This window comes from Arthrobacter sp. N1, assembly GCF_048288285.1.
Classification (GTDB): Bacteria; Actinomycetota; Actinomycetes; order Actinomycetales; family Micrococcaceae; genus Arthrobacter_D.
The window spans coordinates 660,697-682,138 of record NZ_CP102608.1; the positions used below are offsets into that span (position 1 = coordinate 660,697).

Annotated in this window: 20 protein-coding genes; 10 read left to right on the top strand and 10 right to left on the bottom strand. The window is 69.6% G+C overall.

Going from position 1 to position 21,442, the window contains the following annotated elements; translation table 11 throughout:
- Positions 1-17: 17 nt before the first annotated feature.
- Both NVV32_RS03105 and NVV32_RS03110 read right to left on the bottom strand, forming a co-directional pair.
- On the bottom strand, positions 18-1,253 hold the full coding sequence (locus NVV32_RS03105) for a saccharopine dehydrogenase family protein (protein WP_422391334.1): 1,236 nt from the start codon (positions 1,251-1,253) through the stop codon (positions 18-20).
- Entirely contained in the window at positions 1,253-2,812 is a 1,560-nt protein-coding gene (locus NVV32_RS03110; RefSeq protein WP_422391335.1) for an APC family permease, read from the bottom strand. The genes NVV32_RS03105 and NVV32_RS03110 overlap by 1 nt, the downstream gene beginning before the upstream one ends.
- Before the next feature lie 99 nt (positions 2,813-2,911).
- Here NVV32_RS03110 and NVV32_RS03115 point away from each other — a divergent pair, with 99 nt between their 5' ends.
- Both NVV32_RS03115 and NVV32_RS03120 read left to right on the top strand, forming a co-directional pair.
- Positions 2,912-3,454, top strand: coding sequence for a TetR/AcrR family transcriptional regulator (locus NVV32_RS03115; RefSeq protein WP_422391336.1), 543 nt, complete (start codon positions 2,912-2,914; stop codon positions 3,452-3,454).
- Between the two features lie 142 nt (positions 3,455-3,596).
- Positions 3,597-3,980 carry a hypothetical protein gene (locus NVV32_RS03120; protein ID WP_422391337.1) on the top strand — a complete coding sequence of 128 codons (384 nt, stop codon included), beginning with the start codon at positions 3,597-3,599 and terminating at the stop codon, positions 3,978-3,980.
- A 234-nt stretch (positions 3,981-4,214) separates the two neighbouring features.
- Here NVV32_RS03120 and NVV32_RS03125 read toward each other — a convergent pair whose 3' ends face one another.
- Positions 4,215-4,391, bottom strand: coding sequence for an LPXTG cell wall anchor domain-containing protein (locus tag NVV32_RS03125; protein WP_422391338.1), 177 nt, complete (start codon positions 4,389-4,391; stop codon positions 4,215-4,217).
- A 109-nt stretch (positions 4,392-4,500) separates the two neighbouring features.
- Complete coding sequence (locus NVV32_RS03130; protein WP_422391339.1) at positions 4,501-4,824, bottom strand: NIPSNAP family protein; 324 nt, start codon at positions 4,822-4,824, stop codon at positions 4,501-4,503.
- A gap of 252 nt (positions 4,825-5,076) precedes the next feature.
- Here NVV32_RS03130 and NVV32_RS03135 point away from each other — a divergent pair, with 252 nt between their 5' ends.
- Complete coding sequence (locus NVV32_RS03135) at positions 5,077-5,373, top strand: hypothetical protein (RefSeq protein WP_422391340.1); 297 nt, start codon at positions 5,077-5,079, stop codon at positions 5,371-5,373.
- A 77-nt stretch (positions 5,374-5,450) separates the two neighbouring features.
- On the opposite strand, the gene NVV32_RS03140 is transcribed toward NVV32_RS03135, so the two are convergent.
- From NVV32_RS03140 to NVV32_RS03150, 3 genes are all read right to left on the bottom strand, one after another.
- Positions 5,451-6,140: a GntR family transcriptional regulator gene (locus tag NVV32_RS03140; RefSeq protein ID WP_422391341.1), complete on the bottom strand. Its 690-nt coding sequence runs from the start codon at positions 6,138-6,140 to the stop codon at positions 5,451-5,453.
- Positions 6,141-6,145: 5 nt separating this feature from the next.
- A complete protein-coding gene (locus tag NVV32_RS03145; RefSeq protein ID WP_422391342.1) occupies positions 6,146-7,099 on the bottom strand; it encodes a hydroxymethylglutaryl-CoA lyase in 954 nt (317 codons plus the stop codon).
- Positions 7,100-7,181: 82 nt separating this feature from the next.
- The gene (locus tag NVV32_RS03150; protein ID WP_422391343.1) at positions 7,182-8,414 is read right to left on the bottom strand and encodes a CaiB/BaiF CoA transferase family protein; all 1,233 of its coding nucleotides are present in this window, start codon (positions 8,412-8,414) and stop codon (positions 7,182-7,184) included.
- 348 nt (positions 8,415-8,762) lie between these two features.
- Here NVV32_RS03150 and NVV32_RS03155 point away from each other — a divergent pair, with 348 nt between their 5' ends.
- Genes NVV32_RS03155 through NVV32_RS03165 form a run of 3 tightly spaced genes read left to right on the top strand, consistent with a single transcriptional unit; the run spans position 8,763 to position 13,495 of the window.
- Positions 8,763-10,859 carry a hydantoinase/oxoprolinase family protein gene (locus NVV32_RS03155; RefSeq protein WP_422391344.1) on the top strand — a complete coding sequence of 699 codons (2,097 nt, stop codon included), beginning with the start codon at positions 8,763-8,765 and terminating at the stop codon, positions 10,857-10,859.
- Between the two features lie 3 nt (positions 10,860-10,862).
- Positions 10,863-12,734: a hydantoinase B/oxoprolinase family protein gene (locus tag NVV32_RS03160; protein ID WP_422391345.1), complete on the top strand. Its 1,872-nt coding sequence runs from the start codon at positions 10,863-10,865 to the stop codon at positions 12,732-12,734.
- Positions 12,734-13,495, top strand: a complete 762-nt coding sequence (locus tag NVV32_RS03165; protein WP_422391346.1) for an isochorismatase family protein — start codon at positions 12,734-12,736, stop codon at positions 13,493-13,495. The genes NVV32_RS03160 and NVV32_RS03165 overlap by 1 nt, the downstream gene beginning before the upstream one ends.
- 53 nt (positions 13,496-13,548) lie before the next feature.
- Here the strand turns inward: NVV32_RS03165 and NVV32_RS03170 are convergent, their stop codons facing one another.
- The 3 genes from NVV32_RS03170 to NVV32_RS03180 form a co-directional block, all read right to left on the bottom strand.
- The gene (locus tag NVV32_RS03170; protein WP_055769751.1) at positions 13,549-15,102 is read right to left on the bottom strand and encodes an LTA synthase family protein; all 1,554 of its coding nucleotides are present in this window, start codon (positions 15,100-15,102) and stop codon (positions 13,549-13,551) included.
- Between the two features lie 199 nt (positions 15,103-15,301).
- Positions 15,302-16,855: a sulfatase-like hydrolase/transferase gene (locus NVV32_RS03175; protein ID WP_422391347.1), complete on the bottom strand. Its 1,554-nt coding sequence runs from the start codon at positions 16,853-16,855 to the stop codon at positions 15,302-15,304.
- A 209-nt stretch (positions 16,856-17,064) separates the two neighbouring features.
- Entirely contained in the window at positions 17,065-17,862 is a 798-nt protein-coding gene (locus NVV32_RS03180; protein WP_422391348.1) for a nitrilase-related carbon-nitrogen hydrolase, read from the bottom strand.
- Positions 17,863-17,997: 135 nt separating this feature from the next.
- Between NVV32_RS03180 and NVV32_RS03185 the strand changes: the two genes are divergently transcribed.
- From NVV32_RS03185 to NVV32_RS03200, 4 genes are all read left to right on the top strand, one after another.
- Positions 17,998-18,171: a hypothetical protein gene (locus tag NVV32_RS03185; protein WP_422391349.1), complete on the top strand. Its 174-nt coding sequence runs from the start codon at positions 17,998-18,000 to the stop codon at positions 18,169-18,171.
- A 26-nt stretch (positions 18,172-18,197) separates the two neighbouring features.
- Entirely contained in the window at positions 18,198-19,631 is a 1,434-nt protein-coding gene (locus tag NVV32_RS03190; protein WP_422391350.1) for a purine-cytosine permease family protein, read from the top strand.
- A complete protein-coding gene (locus NVV32_RS03195; RefSeq protein WP_422391351.1) occupies positions 19,628-20,725 on the top strand; it encodes an alcohol dehydrogenase catalytic domain-containing protein in 1,098 nt (365 codons plus the stop codon). Before NVV32_RS03190 ends, NVV32_RS03195 begins: the two co-directional genes overlap by 4 nt.
- Positions 20,726-20,811: 86 nt before the next feature.
- Positions 20,812-21,426, top strand: coding sequence for a TetR/AcrR family transcriptional regulator (locus tag NVV32_RS03200; RefSeq protein WP_055769763.1), 615 nt, complete (start codon positions 20,812-20,814; stop codon positions 21,424-21,426).
- Positions 21,427-21,442 lie beyond the last annotated feature (16 nt).

The window sequence follows — 21,442 nt, forward strand, 5'->3', positions numbered from 1 at the left end:
GCCGCCGTCACCCCGGGTCAGGCCGCGTCGGCGTCGCGCTCCTCGAGGCCCCACGGCGAGCCGTAGCCGGCGGGGGCGTCGGCGGCGAGCAGGTCCAGGAACGGCTGGGCGTCGAAGGCCTCCGGGCCGAGGACGCCCGATCCGCTCCAGGTACCGGAGGCCAGGAGTTCCAGGGCGATCACCGGGTTGACGGCGGTCTGCCAGACCACGGCCTGCGAGTTGTACTCCGCCATGGACCACGCGTTGTCCACGACGTGGTAGAGGTACACGGCCCGGGGGGCGCCGTCCGTCCCGGTACCCGTCACGTGGACCCCGGCGCAGGTCTTGCCCTTCATGCGGCTGCCGAGCGTCGCCGGATCCGGCAGCGCGGCGGCCACGACGTCGCGTGGCGCCACCGACACGCCCTTCACGTCGAGGGGTGCGGTCGAGTCCAGCCCGAGGGTGTGCAGCGTCCGGAGCACCGTGATGAATTCCTCGCCGAGCCCGTACTTGAAGGTGACCCGGCGGGCCTTCGTCCAGCGCGGCATGAGGATCACTTCCTCGTGCTCCACGTTGACGCATTCCACCGGGCCGATCCCCTCGGGGAACTCGAACACTTCCGGCTCGCTGAACGGCGCGGTGGTGAACCAGCCGCGGTCCCGCTCGAAGATCACGGGCGGGTTCAGGCATTCCTCGATCGTGGTCCAGATGGAGAACGACGGCGCGAAGTCGTACCCCTCGACGGTGAGGTTGGCGCCGTCGCGCACGCCGAGTTCCTCGATGGAGGAGAAGAGGTGGTCCTCCGCGTAGCGGGCGAAGACGTCGGAGAGGCCCGGCTCCACGCCCATACCGACGAGCGCGAGGCGGCCGGCGGCCTCCCATTGCGTGGACGCGGCGAACTGCTCGTCGCCGAGCATCACCCCGGTCTGCTCGTGCGGGTGGTCCGGGTGCGGTGTGGACAGGCTCATCGCCATGTCGAGGTACGTGGCGCCCGCCTCGAAGCAGCCCTCGAAGATCGGCATCACGAAGCGCGGGTCCACGGCGTTGAGGACGTGCGTGATGGCGTGCTCGCGGACCACGGCGGCGACGGCGGACGACGACGACGCATCGATCTCCGCGGAGACCAGCCGGGGGTCGCCGAGTTCGTCGACGAGCGCCTGCGGGCGGGCGGGGTCGTAGTCGGCGATCACGAGGGCGTCGAAGAACGGCCGCCGGACGGCGATCCGGGCGGCGGCCGAGCCCACGCCGCCCGCGCCGATGATGAGGATGCGCATCAGGAGAGTCCTCCGTCGATGGAGCGTCGGTAGATGTCAGGGGAATCGGGGACCAGGACGGGGGAGTCCTCGGTGAGGGTCTTCCCGGCGAAGAACGGGCGGGAGGAGGGGCGGGTGCGCCAGAGCAGCATGAGGGCCAGCCCGAGGGCCAGGGACCCGATGCCCACCACGAACGTCCCACCGATGCCGAACAGGACGCTGTACCCGTAGTCGACGTCGGCCATGTCGATGGCGGACTTGATGAAAGCCGCGGTGAGCATCAGGGCCCCGAGCAGGGGGAGCAGGAAGCGGAAGACCACGTTGTGCCGGGAGTCGAAGAGCTCGCGGCGGAAGTACCAGACGCAGGCATAGCCCGTGATGGCGTAGTAGAAGGCGATGGCCAGGCCGAGCGAGAGGATCGAGTCGGCGAGGATGTTCTCGCTGATGATCGTCATGACGATGTAGTACGCGATCGCGGCGATGCCCATGACGAGTGTGGAGAACGACGGCGTCCGGAACCGGGGGTGGACGATGGCGAAGCGCTCGGGCAGGGCCCGGTACACGGCCATCGACAGTGTCCCGCGGGCCGTCGGGAGGATGGTGGTCTGCGTGGAGGAGACGGCCGAGACCAGCACGGCGATCACGAGCAGCCAGGACCACGGGCCGAGGACCACGTCCTTGAGTGCCAGGAAGACGTCGTCGGCGTTGGCTTCGTTGCCGAGGCCCACGCCGTCCTCGCCCACGCCCGCGTACATCATCGCCGCGACGGTGACACCGACATACGTCACCAGCAGCAGGACGGTCGAGATCAGGGCGGCGCGGCCCGGAATGCGCCGGGCGTCCTTCGTCTCCTCGTTGAGGGCCAGGCACGCGTCCCAGCCCCAGTAGATGAAGAGCGCCAGGAGGATCGCCTCGGTGAAGCCCTCGACGCTCTCGAAGGCGAAGGGGTTGAACCAGTCCGCCGACGGCGCCGTCGTGTTCTCCGCGGTTCCGTTGGCCACACCCACCAGTGCGAAGACCACGAAGAGGGCCAGCGCGAGGTACTGCACGGCCAACAGGATGTTCTGGAGGCGGGCACCGATCTCCACGCCGCGATAGCTCACATAGGTCATCAGGGCGATGAACACGACGCCGGTCGCCGTGACCACGAGCGGATCCTCGGCGAGTGACCCGTCCCCGACGAGCAGCCAGAGGTAGATGCCGCCGATCTGCGCGAGGTTGGCCAGCACGATGATCCCCGCGACGGCGACGCCCCACCCGGCCATCCAGCCGGCCCAGGGGCCGAAGGCCTTCGTCGCCCAGGTGAAGGACGTCCCGCAGTCCGGGACGGCCTCGTTGAGTTCACGGTAGGCGAAGGCGACGAACAGCATGGGGATGAACGCCACGATGAAGGCGATCGGCGCCTGGGCGCCGACGGCGAGGACCACGAAGCCGAGGGTGGCGACGAGCGAGTAGACCGGGGCTGTCGAGGCCAGGCCGATCACCACCGAACCCCACAGTCCGAGTGTCCCGGCGGCGAGCCCCTTGCCCTGGGTGTGGGGGTCGCCCGAAAGGGTGTGGTCGGCGGGGCTGAGCGGCATGGCGACCTCGACTCCTCGGCGGCGTCGGTCCTCCGACACCGTGATGCAGCACACTATACCGACCAGTCGGTTTTCTGACCAGCCCCTAGACTTCCCCTCATGCGCCTCGCACCACGGACCCCCCAGCGACTGCTCGACGCCTACGAGGACCTGCTGGTGACAGAGGGGGAGCGCGGTGCGACACTCGATGCCATCGCGCAGCGCGCCGGCGTCTCCAAGGGCGGGCTGACCTACCATTTCCGCTCGAAGGACGAGCTGACCGCAGCCCTCTTCGACCGGTTGCGCCTCCTCGTCGAGGAGGACCTCGGGATCATGCGCGCGGCTCCCGCCGAGGCCGCGCGGTACTACATCAGGAGTTCGCTCGACATCTCGAGCCCCCTCGAGCGCTGCAACGTCGCGGTGACGCGGCTGGCACAGGGTTCCAACTCCGGGGCCAACGAGCTGCTCGCCTGGTGCCGCGTCCAGTGGTTCGACGTCCTGCTGCAGGCCCTCGGCGACGAGGACATGGTGCACCTGGTGATGCTGCTCGGCGACGGCATCTACTTCACCGCTTCGCTCAGCGGGACGGGCGCCATGCCGTCGGAGACCGATCCTGCGACGATCGACCGCATCATCGGTCTGATCGACACCATCACGCCCTGATCCCGGGGCTGGACGTCCCGCCGGGGACTGCGGGACCGGGGTATCCCTCCGATCGTCACACGCAGGGCGAGGCGCGTTCACCCGGACGCCATGTTCGGTTCGTAGACAGGGATGGACCCGTCCGTCCTGACCCGGGAGCAGCATGCCGTCACCCACCTCCACCTCTCGCATCACCGCCCGGCGCGCGGCGATGCACCGCACCGCCGCGCGAGCAGCTGCCGTGCTCGCGGTCGTCATCGTCAGCGGCGCGGGCCTGCTCGCGCTCCCGGCCAGCGGCGCCGTCGTTCCGGCCGTCAGCTCCTCGGGCCAGGCCGCTGTCCTGACGCTCGGGGACATGGGCTACAACGGGAGCGTCGGGTCGGATGACCGGTCGGACGACGACGTGGTGTTCAGTCCGACGGGCGAACTGGCGTCGACCGGGGCGAGCGGACTCCTGCTGGCAGCAGCGGGCGTCGTCTTCGCCCTCCTCGGCGTCCTGCTCCTGGTCCTCCGGGGCCTGACCCGGGGTGACGCCACGACCGCCTGATCCTTGACCCGCGACGTGGACCGGCCGAGACCGAACCCGAGGGTGCAGAGGGCGCGATGGTGCGTCGTGCTGCGGCACTGCGAACTCCGCGGCGACGTCGATCCGCCCGTAGTTCTTCCAGCGCCTCGCGGGGGTGTGGACGGTGGTGTGGGTCCGGGTCCTGCGTCGCCGTGGCCCCGGACACGACGATGCCCGGCACCGAAGGCGCCGGGCATCGCGATGAATGGGGATGGGTCAGTTCGTGGCCATCCGGCGGCGGACGACGAAGGCGCCGCCGATGACGGCCAGCACGAGGCCGCCGCCGAGGGCGAGGGCCGCGGAGTCGTCGCCCTGCGGGGCCTGGGCGACGCCGGTGTCAGCGCCACCGACGGGCATCTGGCCCATCTGCTGCGGCACGGTCGGCGTCGTCACGGGCGGGGCGACCGGGGTGTTCGCAGGTGGCGGCTGCTCACATGAGGCGGGGACAGCTGGCCTCAGGAAGAGGTTGCAGAGCGCAACTACATGGCCTATGCGGTCAGGGTTACGGCTTGAGGAGCACCGGCACCAGATCGGTCGCGTCGAGCATGACGGCCTCGATCTTCTCCGTCAACGAACCGTCGATCTCCGACGCCGCCTTCGCATCGATCCACCGCTGGTCGGTGCCGAACGCCGTCCAGTTCGCCTTCGGGTCGCCGTCGTGCCGGAGGAGGTAGATGAGGACCTCCGGATTGTCGACGGGCGTCCAGTAGCCGAGGCTCGTCATGTTGTGCTCGGTGAAAAGGTCGATGGTGACGGAGCGGAAGCGCTCCATCAGCGCGTCCATCCTGCCGGGTGTCGCGGTGTAGGTGCGCAGTTCGTAGGTCATCCCCCGATCCTGTCGCAGAAGGAGTTCTACGTCGAGCCGGTCGCTGAAGGATGGGACTCCCTGCCCCGGCAGTGTTGCCTGAGGCCCCCGTCCTTCCCCCGGTGGTCCGTGCTGAGTAGAGTTCGCCGCACGGGCCCCCGTGGGCTCGTCGGGAGCAGACCTGCGCTGGGCAGAGTCGTGGTGTGCGACCACTGTTGGACGTGTGTCTGCGACCTGGAAGCAAGGACACTTCTCCAGAGATCGAGGCACGTCATGTACAAGACATCACTGTTCGGCGCCGTCGTGTGCGTCGTCGTACTGGCAGGTGCGGGAGCCGCTCCTGCGTCGGCTCAGGGCCAGGTGGAGCGAGGCCCCGCGCACGCCAATTCCATCTGTTCGTACTCGGGCCAGAATGACGAACCCGACGCGGACTTCCCCGAGGGCGGGCGGGTCCAGTCCTACGGGCAGCTGGTCAGGGCCGGCCTGAAGGCACAGGTCCCGAGCCCCGGGATGCTGTGCAACGGGCACCTGTTCCCCTTCCCTGAAGGGTTCGGGCCGGAGGTTCCCTAGTCCATCGACACGTCGGCCCTCGGTCTCGGGGCCGGTGTGCCGGCACTGCGGACCAGGCAGCCTCGGACGCGCGGGACCTACCGCGTCGAGGGGTTCGCGCCCGCCGCGTTCCGCGCCGCGAGGATGTGGGTGCGCATCACGGCCTCCGCCCACTCGCCGTCGCGCGCCTGCGCCGCGGCCACGAGCTCCGCGTGGTGCTGCATGGACCGCCGTAGCGCCTCGCCGCTGTACTTGCGGAACGTGTGCGCGACGACGGCGGGCCGCATGACGGCCTGCAGCGCCGTCGCGACGTGCCGGTTGCCGCACCGCTCGATGAAGATCCCGTGGAACGCCGCGTTGAGGGCACTGAGCCCCTCCATGTCGCCGCCGTTCGCGACCACGGCCTCCATGCGCGCCGACAGCGCTGCGAGCTCGACGACGTCCTCGTCCGTCAGGTTCGGTATGGACAGCAGGACGGCGTGCGGCTCGAAGCCCGCGCGGACGTCGTACAGGCCGGCGACGTCCTCGGGCGAGAAGTCGACCACCTGCGCGCCCTTGTTGCGGCTGAGTTCCACGAGCCCCTCGGCCGCCAGCCGGCTGAGCGCCTCCCGGATGGGGGTCCGGCTGACCCCGATGCGTTCCGCCAGGTTCGCCTCGCGCAGCCATGACCCGGCGGCCAGCTCCCCGGAGGCGATCATCGACCGCAGCCGCCCGTACGCGCTCTCGTCCCGCGGGGCGTCCGTCAGCGGTGCGGGGGGAGCGGGTGCGGCAGCGGCAGTCGTCTCCATGCCTGTCACGCTATCGCGTCGGGCCAGGACGCGGCGGCCAGTGCGGCGCGGGTACCGCCCCTCGACACGAAGGACGACGACGCCCGCCCGGTGAGCTCGACGATCCGTTCCGAGGCCAGCATGTACCGGTCGAGGTCGATGCCCGTGGTGATGCCGAGCCCGTCGCACAGGTGCACGAGGTCCTCCAGCGCGGCGTTGCCCAGCACCGATGGGTCGCCCGGGAACCACAGGTCCCCGCCGAGCCCGGCGAAAGATCCCTCGAGCCAGGTGGCGCCTGCGAGCATCGCCGCGAGCGCGTTGGCGGGCGCGAATCCGTTGCGGTTGTGCAGGTGCACGCCGACATCCAGCCCAGGGTAGAGGCGCCGCACCTCGGCGATGCCGTCGTACATCTCGCCCGGCTCCTCCTCGCCCGAGGTGGCCGCCAAATACACGCCGTCGGCCCCGGCGTCCACGGCGGCACGGACGACGCGCAGTCGTTCCTCCCGCGTCACGGGTCCGCGCGCGGGAGCGAAGAAGGCGCAGGCGACAGCGACGACGAACCGGATGCCCGCCCGGTCGGCGAGCGCCCCGATGCGCTCGACGTCGGCGAGGATCTGGTCGACGGTGAGGCGCTGGTTCCGGAGGCTCACCTCCTCGTCGGCGGACACGACGACGACGAGTTCGTCCAGTCCGCAGTCCACGGCCCGTTCGGCGCCCCGGAAGTTCGGCGCGAGTCCGCGGTACCGGACGCCGTCCATCCTGGGGACGGCGGCCATGACCTCGGCGGCGTCGGCGAGCTGCGGGAGGACTTTCGGGTGCGCGAAGCTGACGGCCTCGATCTCGCGGACCCCGGCATCGATGAGGATGTGCACCAGCTCCACCTTCTCCGCCGTCGGCACCATCGCGGGCACCGACTGCAGGCCGTCGCGCAGCCCCACCTCCACGAGCCGGATCGAGGACGGCAGGCTCGGGAGACTCATGCGAGCCACGGTGTACGCGGGGCGGTGGGGATGGCGCCGTCGATCCCGACGTCGGTGGCCCGGTGGTCCGACGGTGACGTGCTCATGCGAGCCCCCGCCCGCGCAGGGAGGCGAGGGCGGCGTCGTCGACCCCCACCTCCGCGAGGACCGCGGCCGTGTGCTCCCCGAGCGCCGGCCCGGGCCAGCGGACCGTACCCGTGGTGCGGCTGAGCCGGGGGAAGACGTTCTGCTGCGCGACGGGGCCGAGGACGGGATGCTGCACCTCGGTGATGGACTCCCGCGCCAGGTACTGCGGGTCGGTGAGCATGTCGACGGGGCGGAAGATCTTGCCGGCGGGGACACCGTGCGCCTCGAGCGCGGCCTCGAGGACGGCAGCGTCCTGGGTGGAGGTGTAGCCGCCGATCAGGGCGTCGAGCTCGGCCTGCCGTTCCCCGCGGGCGCCGTGCGTCGCGTACCGGGGATCCGTGGCGAGATCCGGCTGCCCGATGGCTGCGGCGAGCCGCCCGAACACCGTGTCCTGGTTGGCGGCGATCAGCAGCCAGGAGCCGTCCGCGGTCGGGTAGACGTTGCTCGGCGCGACGTTCGGGAGGATGGCGCCGGTCCGCTCGCGCTGGTAGCCGGAGATCTGCCACTCGGGGACGAGGGACTCCATGACACCGAGCACCGCCTCGTAGATCGCCGAGTCGACCATCTGCCCGCGGCCGCTCACCTCGCGCTCGCGGACCGCGGCGAGCGCCCCGATGGTCGCGAACAGGGCCGCCAGCGTGTCCCCGATCGAGATGCCGACCCGCGAGGGCGGCGTCGAGGGATCGCCGACCACGTAGCGGAGGCCGCCCATGGCCTCACCGATGGCACCGTACCCGGCCCGCTGCGCGTAGGGTCCGTCCTGGCCGAACCCGGAGACGCGCACCATGATGAGGCCCGGATTCAGGGCGGCGAGGTCGGCGTACCCGAGGCCCCAGCGCTCCATGGTGCCGGGACGGAAGTTCTCGATCAGGATGTCCGCGCCGGCGATCAGCTTCCGTGCGAGGTCCTGGCCCTCCGCCTCGCGCAGGTTGAGGGTCACGGACCGCTTGTTCCGCCCCACCACGGACCACCACAGGGACTGCCCCTCGGGGAGCTGCCGGCCCCACTGGCGAAGGGGATCACCCTTGGCCGGGTCCTCGATCTTCACGACGTCGGCCCCGAGGTCACCCAGCATCTGGCCGCAGAACGGTCCGGCGAGCAGCTGTCCCAGCTCGACGACGCGGAGGCCCGCGAGAGGCCCGGTCGACGCCGGAGGCTGGTCGGGGGAGGGAGTCTCACTGGCGGTCATCGGCAGGCCTCCGGGGCATCGGGATGTCCGGACAGGGTGGCCGAACGTATACAACTTCGCATCAAAGGGACGATAAAGCAAGGAGATATCCGTCTTTTTCGAAGAAGTTGTATGCAACCCATTGACTCTCCCGCCCGGCGCTCCTACGCTTTCACCAGCGGACGGCGTGACGCACGCCACTTCGTGCCGGAGCCCCCCCCCTCTCCTGCACGGGTTCGAGCGACACCACCCGTCCGCGAGTGCACCACCAGCCCTGCGCGACGCGCCGCGTCCCCCATCCGGCGCGTCGCGCAGCCCAGGGCCCCGTCCAGGCAGCACCCTGATCCACCCCCACCCAGAGGAGACCTGATGGCGTTTCGGCTCGGCGTAGACGTGGGCGGCACGTTCACGGACATCCTCCTCATCAATGAGGCCACCGGCGAGACCCACCGGTACAAGACGGCGTCGACGCCCGAGGACCAGTCCATCGGGGTGCTCCACGGCATCGAGCAGGCCTGCCGCGCCGCAGGGGTCCCGACGTCGGAGGTGACGGAGGTGCTCCACGGCACCACCGTGGCCACGAACGCGATCCTCGAGCACAAGGGTGCCCGCGTGGGCCTCGTGACCACCAAGGGTTTCCGGCAGGTGCTGCAGATCGCCCGGTCCTTCGTGCCCGGCGGTTTGGCCGGCTGGATCATCTGGCCCAAGCCCGAGCCCCTCGCCGACCTCGAGGACACGGTCGAGGTGAACGAGCGCGTCACCACCAGTGGCGAGGTGCGCATCGAGCTCGACGACGACGACGTCCGCACCCAGCTGCGGAAGCTCAGGAAGCGCGGCATCGAGGCCCTGAGCATCAGCCTGATCAACTCCTACGCGAACGCCAGCCACGAGGCGCGGATCGCCGAACTCGCCGCCGAGGAACTGCCCGGCGTCCCCGTCTCCGTCTCCTCGGTGGTGCTGCCCGAGCTCCGCGAGTACGAGCGCACCATCACCACCGTCGCCAACGCGTACGTGCAGGGCCAGGTCTCGCGCTACGTCGGCAACCTCGAGGACAAGCTCATGGCGGCCGGCATCGAGGGCCACCTCTCCATCCTCAGGAGCGACGGCGGACTCGTCTCCGGGAAGGTCGCCGCCGACAACCCCGTGTCCCTGCTGCTCTCCGGCCCGGCGGGCGGCGTGACCGGCGCGGTCTGGGCCGCCGAGCAGGCCGGCTTCAAGAATCTCCTCACCTTCGACATGGGCGGTACGTCCACCGACGTCGCGCTCGTCCAGGACCTCACGCCGCGGATCGGCCGCGAGACGACGGTCGGTGACCTGACGGTCCGCGCCACGTCGGTGGACGTCCGGACGGTCGGCGCCGGCGGCGGTTCGATCGCCCACGTCCCGCAGCTGACGGGCGCGCTCCGGGTGGGCCCGCAGTCCGCGGGCGCGGTGCCCGGTCCGGCGTCGTACGCCAAGGGCGGCAGCGAGCCCACCGTGACGGACGCGAACGTGGTGCTCGGTTTCCTGCCGTCCCAGCTCGCCGGGGGTGAGATCGGCCTCGACGTCGAGGCCGCCGGCACTGCCGTGAAGGCCATCGCGGAGGCGATCGGACTCGACGGCGTCGAGAGCGCGGCCGAGGGCATCATCGACATCGTCAACGAGAACATCTACGGCGCCCTGAAGCTCGTCTCCACGCAGCAGGGCTTCGACCCGCGGGACTTCGCGCTCGTGGCCTTCGGCGGTGCGGGTCCGCTGCACGCCAACGCGCTCGGCAAGCTCACGGGTGCGTGGCCGGTGATCATCCCGCCGTCGCCCGGTGTGCTGTGCGCCTACGGTGACGCGACCACGAGCCTCCGCGACGAGTCCGCCCGGACCCTCGTGCGGCGCTTCAGCGAGCTCGACGATGCCCAGGTGCGCGGTGTGCTGGAGGACCTCGCGGCGACGGCGAAGGAGTCGCTCCTCGCCGCGGGCCTCGCGGAGGAGGACCTGACCGTCACCTACTCGGCGGACCTCCGCTACCACGGGCAGGGTTTCGAGATCCCCATCCCGGTGGACCTCCGGACCTTCCGGGACAGCGGCGACGACGGCGGCCTGACGGCGCTGCGGGCCTCCTTCGACACCGAGCACGAGCGGCTCTTCGCCTTCCTCCTCGACAACGAGCACGAGCTGGTGACGGCCCGCGCCACGGTGAGCGGACCACGTCCGCAGGTCGCGAGCGTCACGCTCGACGCCGGACCGGCCGACCCGCTGCCGGCGCTTCGCAGCACGCACTCCATCTTCGTGGGCGGTGAGCACCACGAGGCCTCCATCTACGACCGGCACCTCCTGAAGGCCGGGAACGTGATCACCGGTCCCGCGGTCGTCGCCGAGATGGACTCCACCACGCTGGTGCTCCCGGGGCACGCGGCCACGGTGCATCACCACGGGAGCCTGCTGATCAGGCCGATCGAGAACGACGCAGCAGCAACCACGAGTGAGGACTGACCCATGGCCCAGCTGATCGAGACCGCCACCTCGGAGCTCACCGCGGTGGACGTGGACGTGGTGACGCTCGACCTCATCGAGAACGCGCTCCGCAGTGCCCGCTACGAGATGGACGAGACCCTCTTCCGCACCGCGCTCTCCCCGGGCATCCGCGAGCAGCACGACGAGTTCCCGCTCATCGCCGATCCCGAGGGCAAGATGATCGTGGGACAGTTCGGGCTCTCCATCCCCGACTTCCTGGCGAACTTCAGCGGCACCATCGAGGAGGGGGACGTCCTCATGACGTCGGACCCGTACTCGTGCGGGGCGGCGATCAGCCACGCGAACGACTGGCTCGTGGTCATGCCCATCTTCTTCGAGGGGCGGATCGTCGGGTGGGCGTCGCAGTTCGGGCACATGACCGACGTCGGCGGGAAGACCCCGGCATCCATGCCCACGGACGCGCGGACCATCTTCGAGGAGGGCGTGATCATCCCGCCCTTCAAGCTCTACCGGAAGGGCGAGCGGGACGACACGGCGCTCGGCATCATCCTCAACCAGGTGCGGAAGCCGGACTGGAACCGGGCGGACCTGAACGGGATCGTCGCGGCGTGCCGGACGGCGTCGCGCCGGGTGCAGGAGATGTGCGCGCGGTTCGGGGTGGACACGTACACGTCCGCACTGAACGCCCTGCTGGACCGGAACTACCGGGCCATGAAGGCGCTGCTGGCGCTGGTGTTCGAGGAGGGCAAGCCGCTCTCCTTCACCGACTACATCGACGACGACGGCCGCGGCTACGGTCCGTACGAGCTGACGATGACCATCACGCGGACCGGCGACAAGGTGCTGATCGACCTCACCGGCAGCGCCCCGCAGGCGCAGGGGCCCATCAACTACTACATCAACGAGAACCTGATCCGGATGTTCTTCGGCATCTACATGATCACCGTCGCGGACCCGCAGATCCTGTGGAACGACGGCTTCTACCCGCTCGTGGACGTCGAGATCCCGGAGAACTCGTTCTGGAAGCCGGCCTACCCGGCGGCGCTCAACGGCCGCAACCACGGCATCGGCCGCCTGTTCGACCTCTTCGGCGGGCTCCTCGGCCAGGCCAACCCGGACCTGCTGAACGCCGCCGGCTTCTCCTCATCACCGCACTTCATGTACTCGGGGAACTACAGCGAGGGCGAGCGGAAGGGGGAGTGGTTCCAGCTCTACTCGATCGGGTTCGGCGGGATCCCCGGCCGTCCCGTGGGCGACGGTCCCGACGGCCACTCGCTCTGGCCCTCGTTCGTCAACATCCCCTGCGAGTACCTCGAGAGCTACTACCCGCTCATCATCGACCGCTGGGAGACCATCCCGGACAGCGGCGGCGCGGGCCTGCACCGTGGGGGCAACGGGGTCGACGTCGCCTACCGGTTCCTGGAGGCCGGCACCATCGCCATCCACGACGACCGCTGGCTGACCTACCCCTGGGGCGTGAAGGGCGGCGAGCCCGGCGCGCGCGGGACCAAGTGGATCGACCGGGCGGACGGCAGTCGCGCGGTGCTCGCGTCCAAGGTCCACGACGTCGCCGTCGGCACGGACGACGTCCTCCACTTCGTGACGTGGGGCGGGGGCGGCTGGGGCGACCCGCTGGCCCGCGACCCCGAGCTCGTCTGCAAGGAGGTACGGCGCGGCCTCGTCACGCAGGCCGGTGCCCGCACCTACGGAGTGGTGTGCGATGACGACGGCGACCTCGATGCTGCTGCAACGTCCTCGCTTCGCGCCTCGATGAGCGAGGGTCGTCAGGAGCCGTTGCCGCTGTTCAACCGGGGCGATTCCATGGAGAACCTCCTGGCCAACAGCCTCGTCGAGACCGGGCTGCCGGCACCGACCCCACCGCTGGCGGTGTAGTGGCTGCTGCAGCCGACCCCTCCGGTTCCACGCCTGCGGGGTCTGGGGAGTCGCCGCCGTCGGGCTCGCTCTCGGGGTCACCCGCCGCGGGGGCCGGCGATGTATCGTCCGCCGGGTCGTCCGCCGGGTCGTCCGCCGGGTCGTCCGCCGGGTCGTCCTCCGGGTTCTCCTCCGGCTTCGACGGGACGCTGACACCGGGGCCGCGCCGCGCGGTCATCGCCGTCGATCTCATGCGGGCCTACTTCGACGACGCCAGTCCGCTGTGCCTGCCGTCGTCGTCGTGCCTCCACGGAGCCGCAGCCGTCCTGGCAGCCGCACGCGCGGCCGGGTATCCCGTCTTCCACACGGTGGTGCGCTTCGACGACGCCGCGCACGGGGGAGTGTTCCTCCGGAAGGTGCCCGCGCTGCAGCTGCTCATCCGGCCGAAGCCGGGAGGGGTGCCGCCCCTGGGCGAACTCATGCCCGACGTCGCGCCGCTCGAAGGGGAGACGGTGCTGGTCAAGCAGTCGGCCAGCGCCTTCTTCGGCACCGACCTGGCAGCGCTCCTCCACGAGGCACGGGTGGACACCGTCATCATCATCGGCGTCAGCACGAGCGGCTGCGTCCGGGCGACGGCGGTCGATGCGATTCAGCACGACTTCGTGCCGATCGTCGTCCGCGATGCCGTCGGCGACCGGGACGACGCAGTGCAGCGGGCCACGCTGTACGACCTGCAGGCCAAGTATGCCGAAGTGGTGGGGCTCGACGAGCTCACCTGGTGAGGCGGCTCTCCCCGGCCGGTCACTACGGCCGGCAGGTCAGCGGGGGCGGAGGATCAGGACGTGCCCTCGGCCGCCCACGCCCTCGCGTAGAACGGGAGCGAGAGCGAATCCAGGAGGATGTCGTAGGCCTTCGGAGCCAGGGCCTGGGACGAGTTCGCCGGGATCTCCGGTGTGAAGACCGAGACGCCGAGCCCGGCCGCACCGTCCTGCAGCGTCAGCCCGGCGGCCTCGAGGAGCGTCGGGTACAGGCTGAACTGGTCCGCGTTCTGGCGCAGCGGGACGGGCCCGCTGCCGCCCGGGATCCAGATCCGGTTGAAGATGGAGCGTGTGGGATTGCCGTCCAGCTGCTCGTGCAGCGGATCGGTGGGGGGTGATCGCCGGAGGTGGTCGCCCACGATCACCACGGCGGTGTCCTCGAGATAACCCTGGTCCCTCATGTGGTTCACGAGCCCTGCCACCTGGGCCACGGAGCACGAGTTCACGGAGAGCACGTCGATCTCGGTGTCGACCTGGCAGTAGTCGTAGATGTGGGACGGCTCGTGGGTGTCGAGCGTCAGCATCGAGAGGTTGAACCGCTGTCCGGTCCGTTCCGACTCGGCGTGCAGCCGGTCGACCTCCAGCTTGGCCTGGTTCATCAGGCTGCCGTCGCTCAGGCCCCAGTCCTCACGGAAGGCCTCGGGCGGTTCGTCGGAGGCACGCCAGTCGTTGAGGTCCTTCACGTCGGTGTAGCCGTGCGTCCGGAGGTAGGTCCCCTTGCCGGCGAACGCGGCGTTGGCGCCGGTCAGGAACACGCTGGTGTAGCCGTGATCCTTCAGCACATCGCCCGAGCAGGTCAGGCCGCCGAGATAGGTGGGGGTGTCGGTGCCGAGGTCGTTGGTCAGGGGCTCGCTCGCGGCGGCGCCGGTGGCCTTCAGCGGTACCCCGCACTCGGACGCGACGATGCCGGACATGGTCCATCCGCCACCGCGGTACTGCCGGAGGGATCCGGTGTTCACCCAGCCCTCGGACGGCTGGGTCACCTCCTTGATGGGAGCGAAGGCGTCCTTCTCGAACAACCGCTCGTCCTCGAGCGTGGCCTCTCCCGATTCGAGGTAGACGACTACGAGGTTCCGCGCATTCTCGTCACTGGTGACGACCGGCTCCACGTAGTAGTCGCCGAGGTCGGCGTCGGAGTTGGCCGCAGCGATGTAGTCGGCCACGCCCACGGTGTTGGCGAACGCCGTCGTACCGCTCACGACGACGACCCCCACCAGGGCGACGGCCAAAGCCCGGGTCCTGGCGGCGGACGCCGCCCGGCGCATGTGGCGACCGGGCAGATCACGGGGGTGGCGCCACCGGTAGTGCAGGAATCCTATGGCCGCGCTGATCAGGATGGGGGCGACACCGATGCCGAAGATCCCTATCCAGACGATGGAACCGCCACCGCCCTCGGTCTCCACGGACACGAGGTTGAGCATCATCTGGCTGACGGAGATGTCGCCCCAGTAGTGGCGGATGCCGAGGCCGGCGATCAGCAGCACGAGGCCCGCCCACAGCAGGAGGTAGAGCAGCGCGTAGGCCAGGGCAACAGCGATCGGTCGGGCCGACTGTCGAATGCTCCAGGACATCGCTCCACCTCCTCTTCGATATGTCCGCGGACATCGGCTCGCCACAGTGGCAGAACTCTCGGGGGACCATCGGATCCTAGTGGCGCTGCGTCGTTCGTTCAACAACCGTTCGAGTGTCGTTAATCATCTGTTAGCTCCGCAGGTGACACGAAGGCATCCGGTGCGCAGCCATCCGGACTTTCCCGCCACGGGAGCGTGCCTACGGTGCCACAGCTTCGTCCGCCCACGCGTCGGAGTAGAAGGACGGCGAGTTCGAATTCAGGAGCTCGGCGTAGAAGTTGTCGTCCAGCGCCTGCGCGGAATCCACCGGGATGTCCGGCGAGAAGGCCGAGACGCCGACGCCGGCCTCGCGGTCCTGGAGCGTCAGGCCCGCGGCCTCGAGCATCGTCGGGTAGAGGTTCAGCTGGTCGATGCCGGAGCGCGGTGTGAGCTCGGCGCCGCCCGGGATCCAGATGCGGTTGAAGATGGTGCGGTTCTCGTGGCGGTCCAGCTGCTCGTGGAAGGCGTCGCCGGCGCTCATGTGCTTGAGGTGATCGCCCATGATCACCACGGCGGTGTCCTCGAGGTAGCCCTGTTCCTCCATGTGGTCGACGAAGCCGGCCACCAGCTCCATGGAGCAGGCGAACACCGAGGTGACCTCCTGCTCCGTGTCGACCGAGCAGTAGTCGTACACGTGGACCGGCTCGTGGGTGTCGAGCGTCAGGACGGAGAGGTTGAACGGCTGGCCCGTCTGCTCCGACTCCGCGTGCAAAGCATCGAGCTCCTCGCGGGCGTTGGCGAGCAGGCGCTCGTCGCTGAGGCCCCAGTCCGGGCGGAAGTCCGCGGCGGACTCGCCGACGGCGCGCCACTGGGCGAGGCCCTTGATCGAGGAGTAGCCGTGGCCCCGGAGGAAAGTGTCCTTCGCGGCGAACGAGGAGTTCGCGCCGCCCAGGAAGGTGCTGGTGTAGCCGTGCTCGCCCAGTACGTCGCCGAGGCAGGTGGCGCCGCCGAGGTAGGTGTCGACGTCGCTCTCCGGCACGGCGGCGCGGCCGCTGCTCTCGTCCGATGCGCTGCCGCCCTTGAGGGGGATGCCGCACTGGGTCCCGACGAGGCCGGCCATGGTCCAGCCGCCGCCCTGGTACTGCTGGAGGTCCTCGATGGTCTGCCATCCGTCGGCGGCCTGCGTGACGTCCTTCAGCGGAGCGAAGGCGTCCTTCTCGAAGAGCTGGTCGTCGGCGAGGGTCTGCTCACCGGACTCGAGGTAGATCAGGACGAGGTTCCGCTTGTCCTCGTCGCTGGTGACGACGGGCTCGGCGTGGAAGTCCTGGATGTCCCAGTCGGAGGTCGACGCCCGGATGTAGTCGGCGACGCCCACGGTCGTGGAGAACGCCGTCGTGCCACCGACGACGACGGCCGCCACCAGGGCGGTGGACACCGCGCGCTTGACGAGGGGCCCGCGGGACGGGCGTCCGCCGTCGTCCGCCTGGCGGCGCTTCCGACGCCGGAGGAACTGGACGAGCGCGATGCTGCCAGTGATGAGGAGGGGCGCGACGCCGATGGCGAGGACGCCCCGCCACAGGAAGTCACCGCCGCCGTCCGTCTCGACGGACACGAGGTTGAGGCGCATCTGGCCGACGGAGATCTCGCCCCAGTAGTAACGGATGCCGGCGGCGGCGATGAGGAGGGTGAGGCCGGCCCAGATGAGCAGGTAGACCAGCAGCCGTCCGACGACGACGCCGACCCGTCGGGTCACGCCGGGGATTCGGGACTGCATGGCAACACCTCACGTTCCAACCATCAGGTGCCTGCCGGGCACCACTGACGTCCGACCTCTCGCAAAGGGTGGACAAGACCAGTGCCCTAGGGTACCCGTTCAACCTTGGTTCATCCTGTGTTCACGGGTTCGGTGGTATAACCGGTGCCCGAAGTGGAAGCGGGATCGTCAGGTCGACGGCGTCGGATCGAGCCGACGGCGTCGCCCGATCAGGCGTAGAGGTCCGGGCGGCGGCAGGTCAGGTAGGTGTTGAGCTCCCGGGCGCGGAGGACCTCGGCCCGGGACACCTCGGCGATCAGGAGTTCGTCACCCTGCCCGGCGAGGCCCAGGAAGGTGCCGTACGGACTGGTGATGCAGCTCATCCCGGTGAAGTCCGGAGCGGTGTGGTTGGCGTAGGCGATGTAGAGGCCGTTCTCGAGGGACCGCGCCGGCACCAGGAGGGTCGAGATGCGCTCGGCGTTGTAGGTGGCGTGTGCGGGGCGATGGCCGACGTCGCCCGTGGCCGGGACCGCCGTCGGGATGAGGAGGAGATCGGCACCACGCTGCGCGGTGTTCCGTGCGTACTCCGGGAACTCGATGTCGTAGCAGATGCCGAGGGACACCGTCAGGCCCAGGAGAGGCACGAGTTCCGGGATGTCACTTCCCGGGAGGAAGACCGACTGTTCCTCGGCGCCGAAGAGGTGCGCCTTCCGGTAGCGGGTGAGTTCGGCTCCGCGGTGGTCGAACAGGGAGGCGCTGATGTACCGACCATGCGCTGTGGCGTCGACAGTCGAACCGACGACGGCGATGCCGTGGCGCCGCGCGATGGAGGAGAGCCCAGCGCGGATGCCCGGCCCGTCCGAATCGGCCACGCGCTCGGGGGCGTAACCCGTCGCGAACAGTTCCGGGGTGACGAGGATCTGGACCCCCTGCCCGGCAGCCCGTGCGGCGGCGCCGTCGATGCGGCGCAGATTCTCCTCGACGGCACCGGCGGTCCCGGTGACCTGCAGTACTGCCAGAACCGGCATGATCCGTCCCTCCGGGTACGACCCCGGACCTGTGGTGCAGGCCACATGAACCGGGATAAAACCATTGACAGCCCTCATGATAGGCACAACGATTGAGCCGAACCGAATGACATTCGATTATTGGAGGCGGTATCAATGGACTCAGCAGATGCGGTACCCGAGGACGGTCTGCACCGTCGGCTCACCGAGATCTCGCACGAGGAGCAGGGGCACCCCTCCCGCGCCGCGCTCTCGGCGAGGGACCTCGTCCTTTACATCGCGGTGACCCTCGGGATCACCGTGATCGGCTTCCTGGTCCTCGCGCTGTGAGCGGCAGCACCAGCAGGGACGGGGCTGTGGAGGCGGACACTTCCAGTGGATCGCTCGGGTCGCTTCCGCTGCTGCGGAAGGAGCGGATCTGGAACGGCGCCGATTTCACCGGTGTGAACATCAGCCTCGCCATCGCGACGTGGGCGTTCCTGGTGGGCGGGTCGACGGCGCTGCTCGTCGGCTTCCAGCAGGGCATCGCGGCGATGGTCATCGGCAACGCGATCGGGCTGGGCTTCATGGTCCTCGCGAGCGTCGTCGCCAGCCAGCGCTACGGCGTGGAGCAGTACACGATCCTCCGGCCGGTCTTCGGGGTCGTCGGCGTGGGCATCCTTGTCTTCACCGTCATCCTGATCACCGAGATGGGCTGGTCCTCACTGCTGGCCATCATGGTGGGCCGAGCGGTCACCCAGGTGTCCAATTCGGCGTTCGGCACCGGCTTCGACCCCGAGAGCCTGATGGTCACGTTCTTCGCGCTCGTCGCCATCGCCGTGTCCTGGTGGATCCTGTCGCGCGGCCCCGTGACGATCGGCCGGTTCAACAAGTTCGTCGCGCCTGGCCTGATCGTGGTGACCGTCTTCCTGATGATCTTCCTCGTCCTCAACACCTCCTGGGAAACCCTGCTCACCGCCGCCCCGCTCGCCCCGTTCGAGGACGACCGCCTCAACTTCGCCCTCGCCGTGGAGTTCAATGCCGGCGTCGGCGTCTCCTGGTACCCCGTCATGGGTTCACTCGCCCGGCTGACCAAGACCCCGAAAGCAGCCCTCTGGCCCTCCTACCTCGGGCTGCTCGGCGCCACGCTGATCGCGCAGGTCGTGGGGATGGCCGCAGCACTGACCCTCGGGGACTCGGACCCGACCGTCTGGATGCTGCCCTTCGGCGGACCCGTGCTCGGGGCGTTCATCCTGCTGTTCATCGCGTTCGCCAACATCACCAGTACGTCGTCGATCGTCTACTCGACCGTCCTCGCCATCCGGCAAGCCAGCGGCAACCTGCTCTCACGGGTCCGGTGGGCATGGCTCTGTGCCGCGTTCTTCGTGCTGCCGGCCATCCTCGCCTTCTTCCCGGGATTCATGTACCAGCGGTTCATGACCTTCGTGACGCTCAGTGGAGCCTTCCTCGCGCCCATGTGCGGTGCGATCATCGCCGACTACTTCCTGCTGCGCCGCCAACGGGTGGTGCTCGAGGACCTCTACCGGCACCGAGAGCAGAGCGCCTATCACTTCTCCGGTGGGATCAACTGGGCAGGGCTCGGGGCAGTCGTCGTCGGTGCTGCCTTCTACCTCGTGATCTACAACCCGGTCACCCTCACCACGCTGCCCGTCTTCAGCTACATCACGGCGTCGTTCCCGTCCGCGATCGTCGGCGCGCTGGTCTACCTCGTGCTCGCGCGCGTCCTGTACGTGGGCCGCGGCGTCGGCGACTACGCTCCCACCACCACGAAAGTCGAGGGCCGTTCATGAGCCGCACGTCCCGAGCAGCCGTCCACCGCAGCGGCAGGCCGGATCTCGACCTGACGACCGTCGACGTCGCCGATCCCGTACCCGGAACCGTCCTCGTCCGCATGGGTGCCTCGGGTGTCTGCGGGTCCGACCGGCACGTGCTCGACGGCGACTGGACGCTGCCCTCGCCCACGGTCATGGGCCACGAGGGCGCAGGAACCGTCGAGGCGATCGGCGACGGCGTCACCGACGTCGAAGTGGGCGACCACGTGATCCTCTCGTGGTTCTACCCCTGCCGGCGCTGCACCGCCTGCCTCTCCGGGAAGTCCTACGTCTGCTCCGGCAGCCGATCCGAGGAGTGCCTCCTGCCGGACGGCAGCACCCCGCTCTCGCTCGACGGCGAGCGCGTGTTCCCCTACCTGACCGTCGGGTCCATGAGCGAGTATGCCGTCGTGCCCGAAGCCGGCGCGATCCGCGTGCCGAAGGACGTCCCGTTCGACGTCGCCAGCCTCATCGGGTGCTCGGTTGCCACGGGCTTCGGCGCCGTGGTCAACGACGCCTGCGTGGAGGCGGGCACGTCCGCCGTCGTCGTCGGCACCGGGGGAGTGGGCCTCTCCATCATCATGGCGCTGCGGCTGGTCGGCGCGAACCCGATCATCGCCGTCGACCTCAGCGAGGAGAAGCTGACTGCCGCCCGGGACTTCGGGGCGACCCACACGCTCGTGCCCTCCGCGGACCTGGTGGAGGAGATCGGCACGCTGACGGGGGGAGGCGCGGCCTATGCGTTCGAGGCGATCGGCCGGGTGCAGACCATCGAGTCGCTCCCGTCGCTGATCGCAGCGGGTGGCAAGGCCGTCATCGTGGGGCTGCCGCCCGAGGACAGCCCGGTGTCGATCGACGCTCTGGCGCTCGCGGAGAGTGGCAAGTCGCTCATCGGCTCGAACTACGGGTCCACGGTACCGGGGCGGGACTTCCCCCGGCTCGCGGAGCTGTTCCTCGCCGGTAGGCTGCCTGTCGACCGGCTCATCTCGGACCGCATCGGGCTCGACGACGTCAACGAGGCCTTCGAGGCGATGCGGCGGGGGGAGCGCGCGCGGAGCGTTATCGTCTTCTAGCGACGGCTTGTCGGGCGACGACGGCGTTTTCCGCCTCGCGACCCGTAACATCACTCGGCGGCTCGGCCGCTTCTGTCAGGGGGACCATGGGGCGGCCACGCCAGGCGATTCTGTCGCCGGAGAAGATCTATAGGGCTGCACTGGACCTGGTGGACGAGTTCGGCGACTTCACGTTGCCCGGGCTCGCGAAACGGCTCTCGGTCAGTCCGTCGTCGATCTACCACCATGTGCAGGGGCGGCCGGAGATCATCAACGGGATCCGGTCCGTCATCGGCGCCGATGCCCTCGCGTCGGGCGACTTCTTCACGGCGGGAGCCGACTGGCGGGACAGGGCAGCGGCGTGGGCGCGGAGCTACCGGAGGGCCCTGGGGCAGCACGCGAAGTGCATTCCGCTGCTCGTCGGTGAGGCCGTGACGGACCACGCGACGCTCGAGATATACGAGCACCTCGCCGCGCTCTTCGTCGAGCAGGGATTCTCCGCGAATGACGTGGTGGTCGCGGTGACGGTGCTCGACAACTTCATGCTCGGATCAGCCCTGGACGTCGCTGCGCCCGAGTCGGCCTGGCTCGCCGATGCCGAGGCTCAGCCCGCGCTGCACGCCGCGTTCGCCGATGCATCGCTGGCTGGGCCGCGCTCCGATCTCAGCTTCGAGGTGGGGGTGGCGGCGATCATCGCGCACCTGGGGACGCTGGTGGCCTGACCGGCACCAGCGCCCC

Excerpts from the sequence above, each read along its gene's own strand:
- NVV32_RS03130 (WP_422391339.1), bottom strand. The coding sequence starts at position 4,824 with ATGACCTACGAACTGCGCACCTACACCGCGACACCCGGCAGGATGGAC.
- NVV32_RS03200 (WP_055769763.1), top strand. The coding sequence starts at position 20,812 with ATGGGGCGGCCACGCCAGGCGATTCTGTCGCCGGAGAAGATCTATAGG.
- NVV32_RS03115 (WP_422391336.1), top strand. The coding sequence starts at position 2,912 with ATGCGCCTCGCACCACGGACCCCCCAGCGACTGCTCGACGCCTACGAG.
- NVV32_RS03175 (WP_422391347.1), bottom strand. The coding sequence starts at position 16,855 with ATGCAGTCCCGAATCCCCGGCGTGACCCGACGGGTCGGCGTCGTCGTC.
- NVV32_RS03170 (WP_055769751.1), bottom strand. The coding sequence starts at position 15,102 with ATGTCCTGGAGCATTCGACAGTCGGCCCGACCGATCGCTGTTGCCCTG.
- NVV32_RS03185 (WP_422391349.1), top strand. The coding sequence starts at position 17,998 with ATGGACTCAGCAGATGCGGTACCCGAGGACGGTCTGCACCGTCGGCTC.
- NVV32_RS03150 (WP_422391343.1), bottom strand. The coding sequence starts at position 8,414 with ATGACCGCCAGTGAGACTCCCTCCCCCGACCAGCCTCCGGCGTCGACC.
- NVV32_RS03110 (WP_422391335.1), bottom strand. The coding sequence starts at position 2,812 with ATGCCGCTCAGCCCCGCCGACCACACCCTTTCGGGCGACCCCCACACC.
- NVV32_RS03160 (WP_422391345.1), top strand. The coding sequence starts at position 10,863 with ATGGCCCAGCTGATCGAGACCGCCACCTCGGAGCTCACCGCGGTGGAC.
- NVV32_RS03120 (WP_422391337.1), top strand. The coding sequence starts at position 3,597 with ATGCCGTCACCCACCTCCACCTCTCGCATCACCGCCCGGCGCGCGGCG.
- NVV32_RS03105 (WP_422391334.1), bottom strand. The coding sequence starts at position 1,253 with ATGCGCATCCTCATCATCGGCGCGGGCGGCGTGGGCTCGGCCGCCGCC.
- NVV32_RS03180 (WP_422391348.1), bottom strand. The coding sequence starts at position 17,862 with ATGCCGGTTCTGGCAGTACTGCAGGTCACCGGGACCGCCGGTGCCGTC.
- NVV32_RS03135 (WP_422391340.1), top strand. The coding sequence starts at position 5,077 with ATGTACAAGACATCACTGTTCGGCGCCGTCGTGTGCGTCGTCGTACTG.
- NVV32_RS03155 (WP_422391344.1), top strand. The coding sequence starts at position 8,763 with ATGGCGTTTCGGCTCGGCGTAGACGTGGGCGGCACGTTCACGGACATC.
- NVV32_RS03195 (WP_422391351.1), top strand. The coding sequence starts at position 19,628 with ATGAGCCGCACGTCCCGAGCAGCCGTCCACCGCAGCGGCAGGCCGGAT.
- NVV32_RS03140 (WP_422391341.1), bottom strand. The coding sequence starts at position 6,140 with ATGGAGACGACTGCCGCTGCCGCACCCGCTCCCCCCGCACCGCTGACG.
- NVV32_RS03145 (WP_422391342.1), bottom strand. The coding sequence starts at position 7,099 with ATGAGTCTCCCGAGCCTGCCGTCCTCGATCCGGCTCGTGGAGGTGGGG.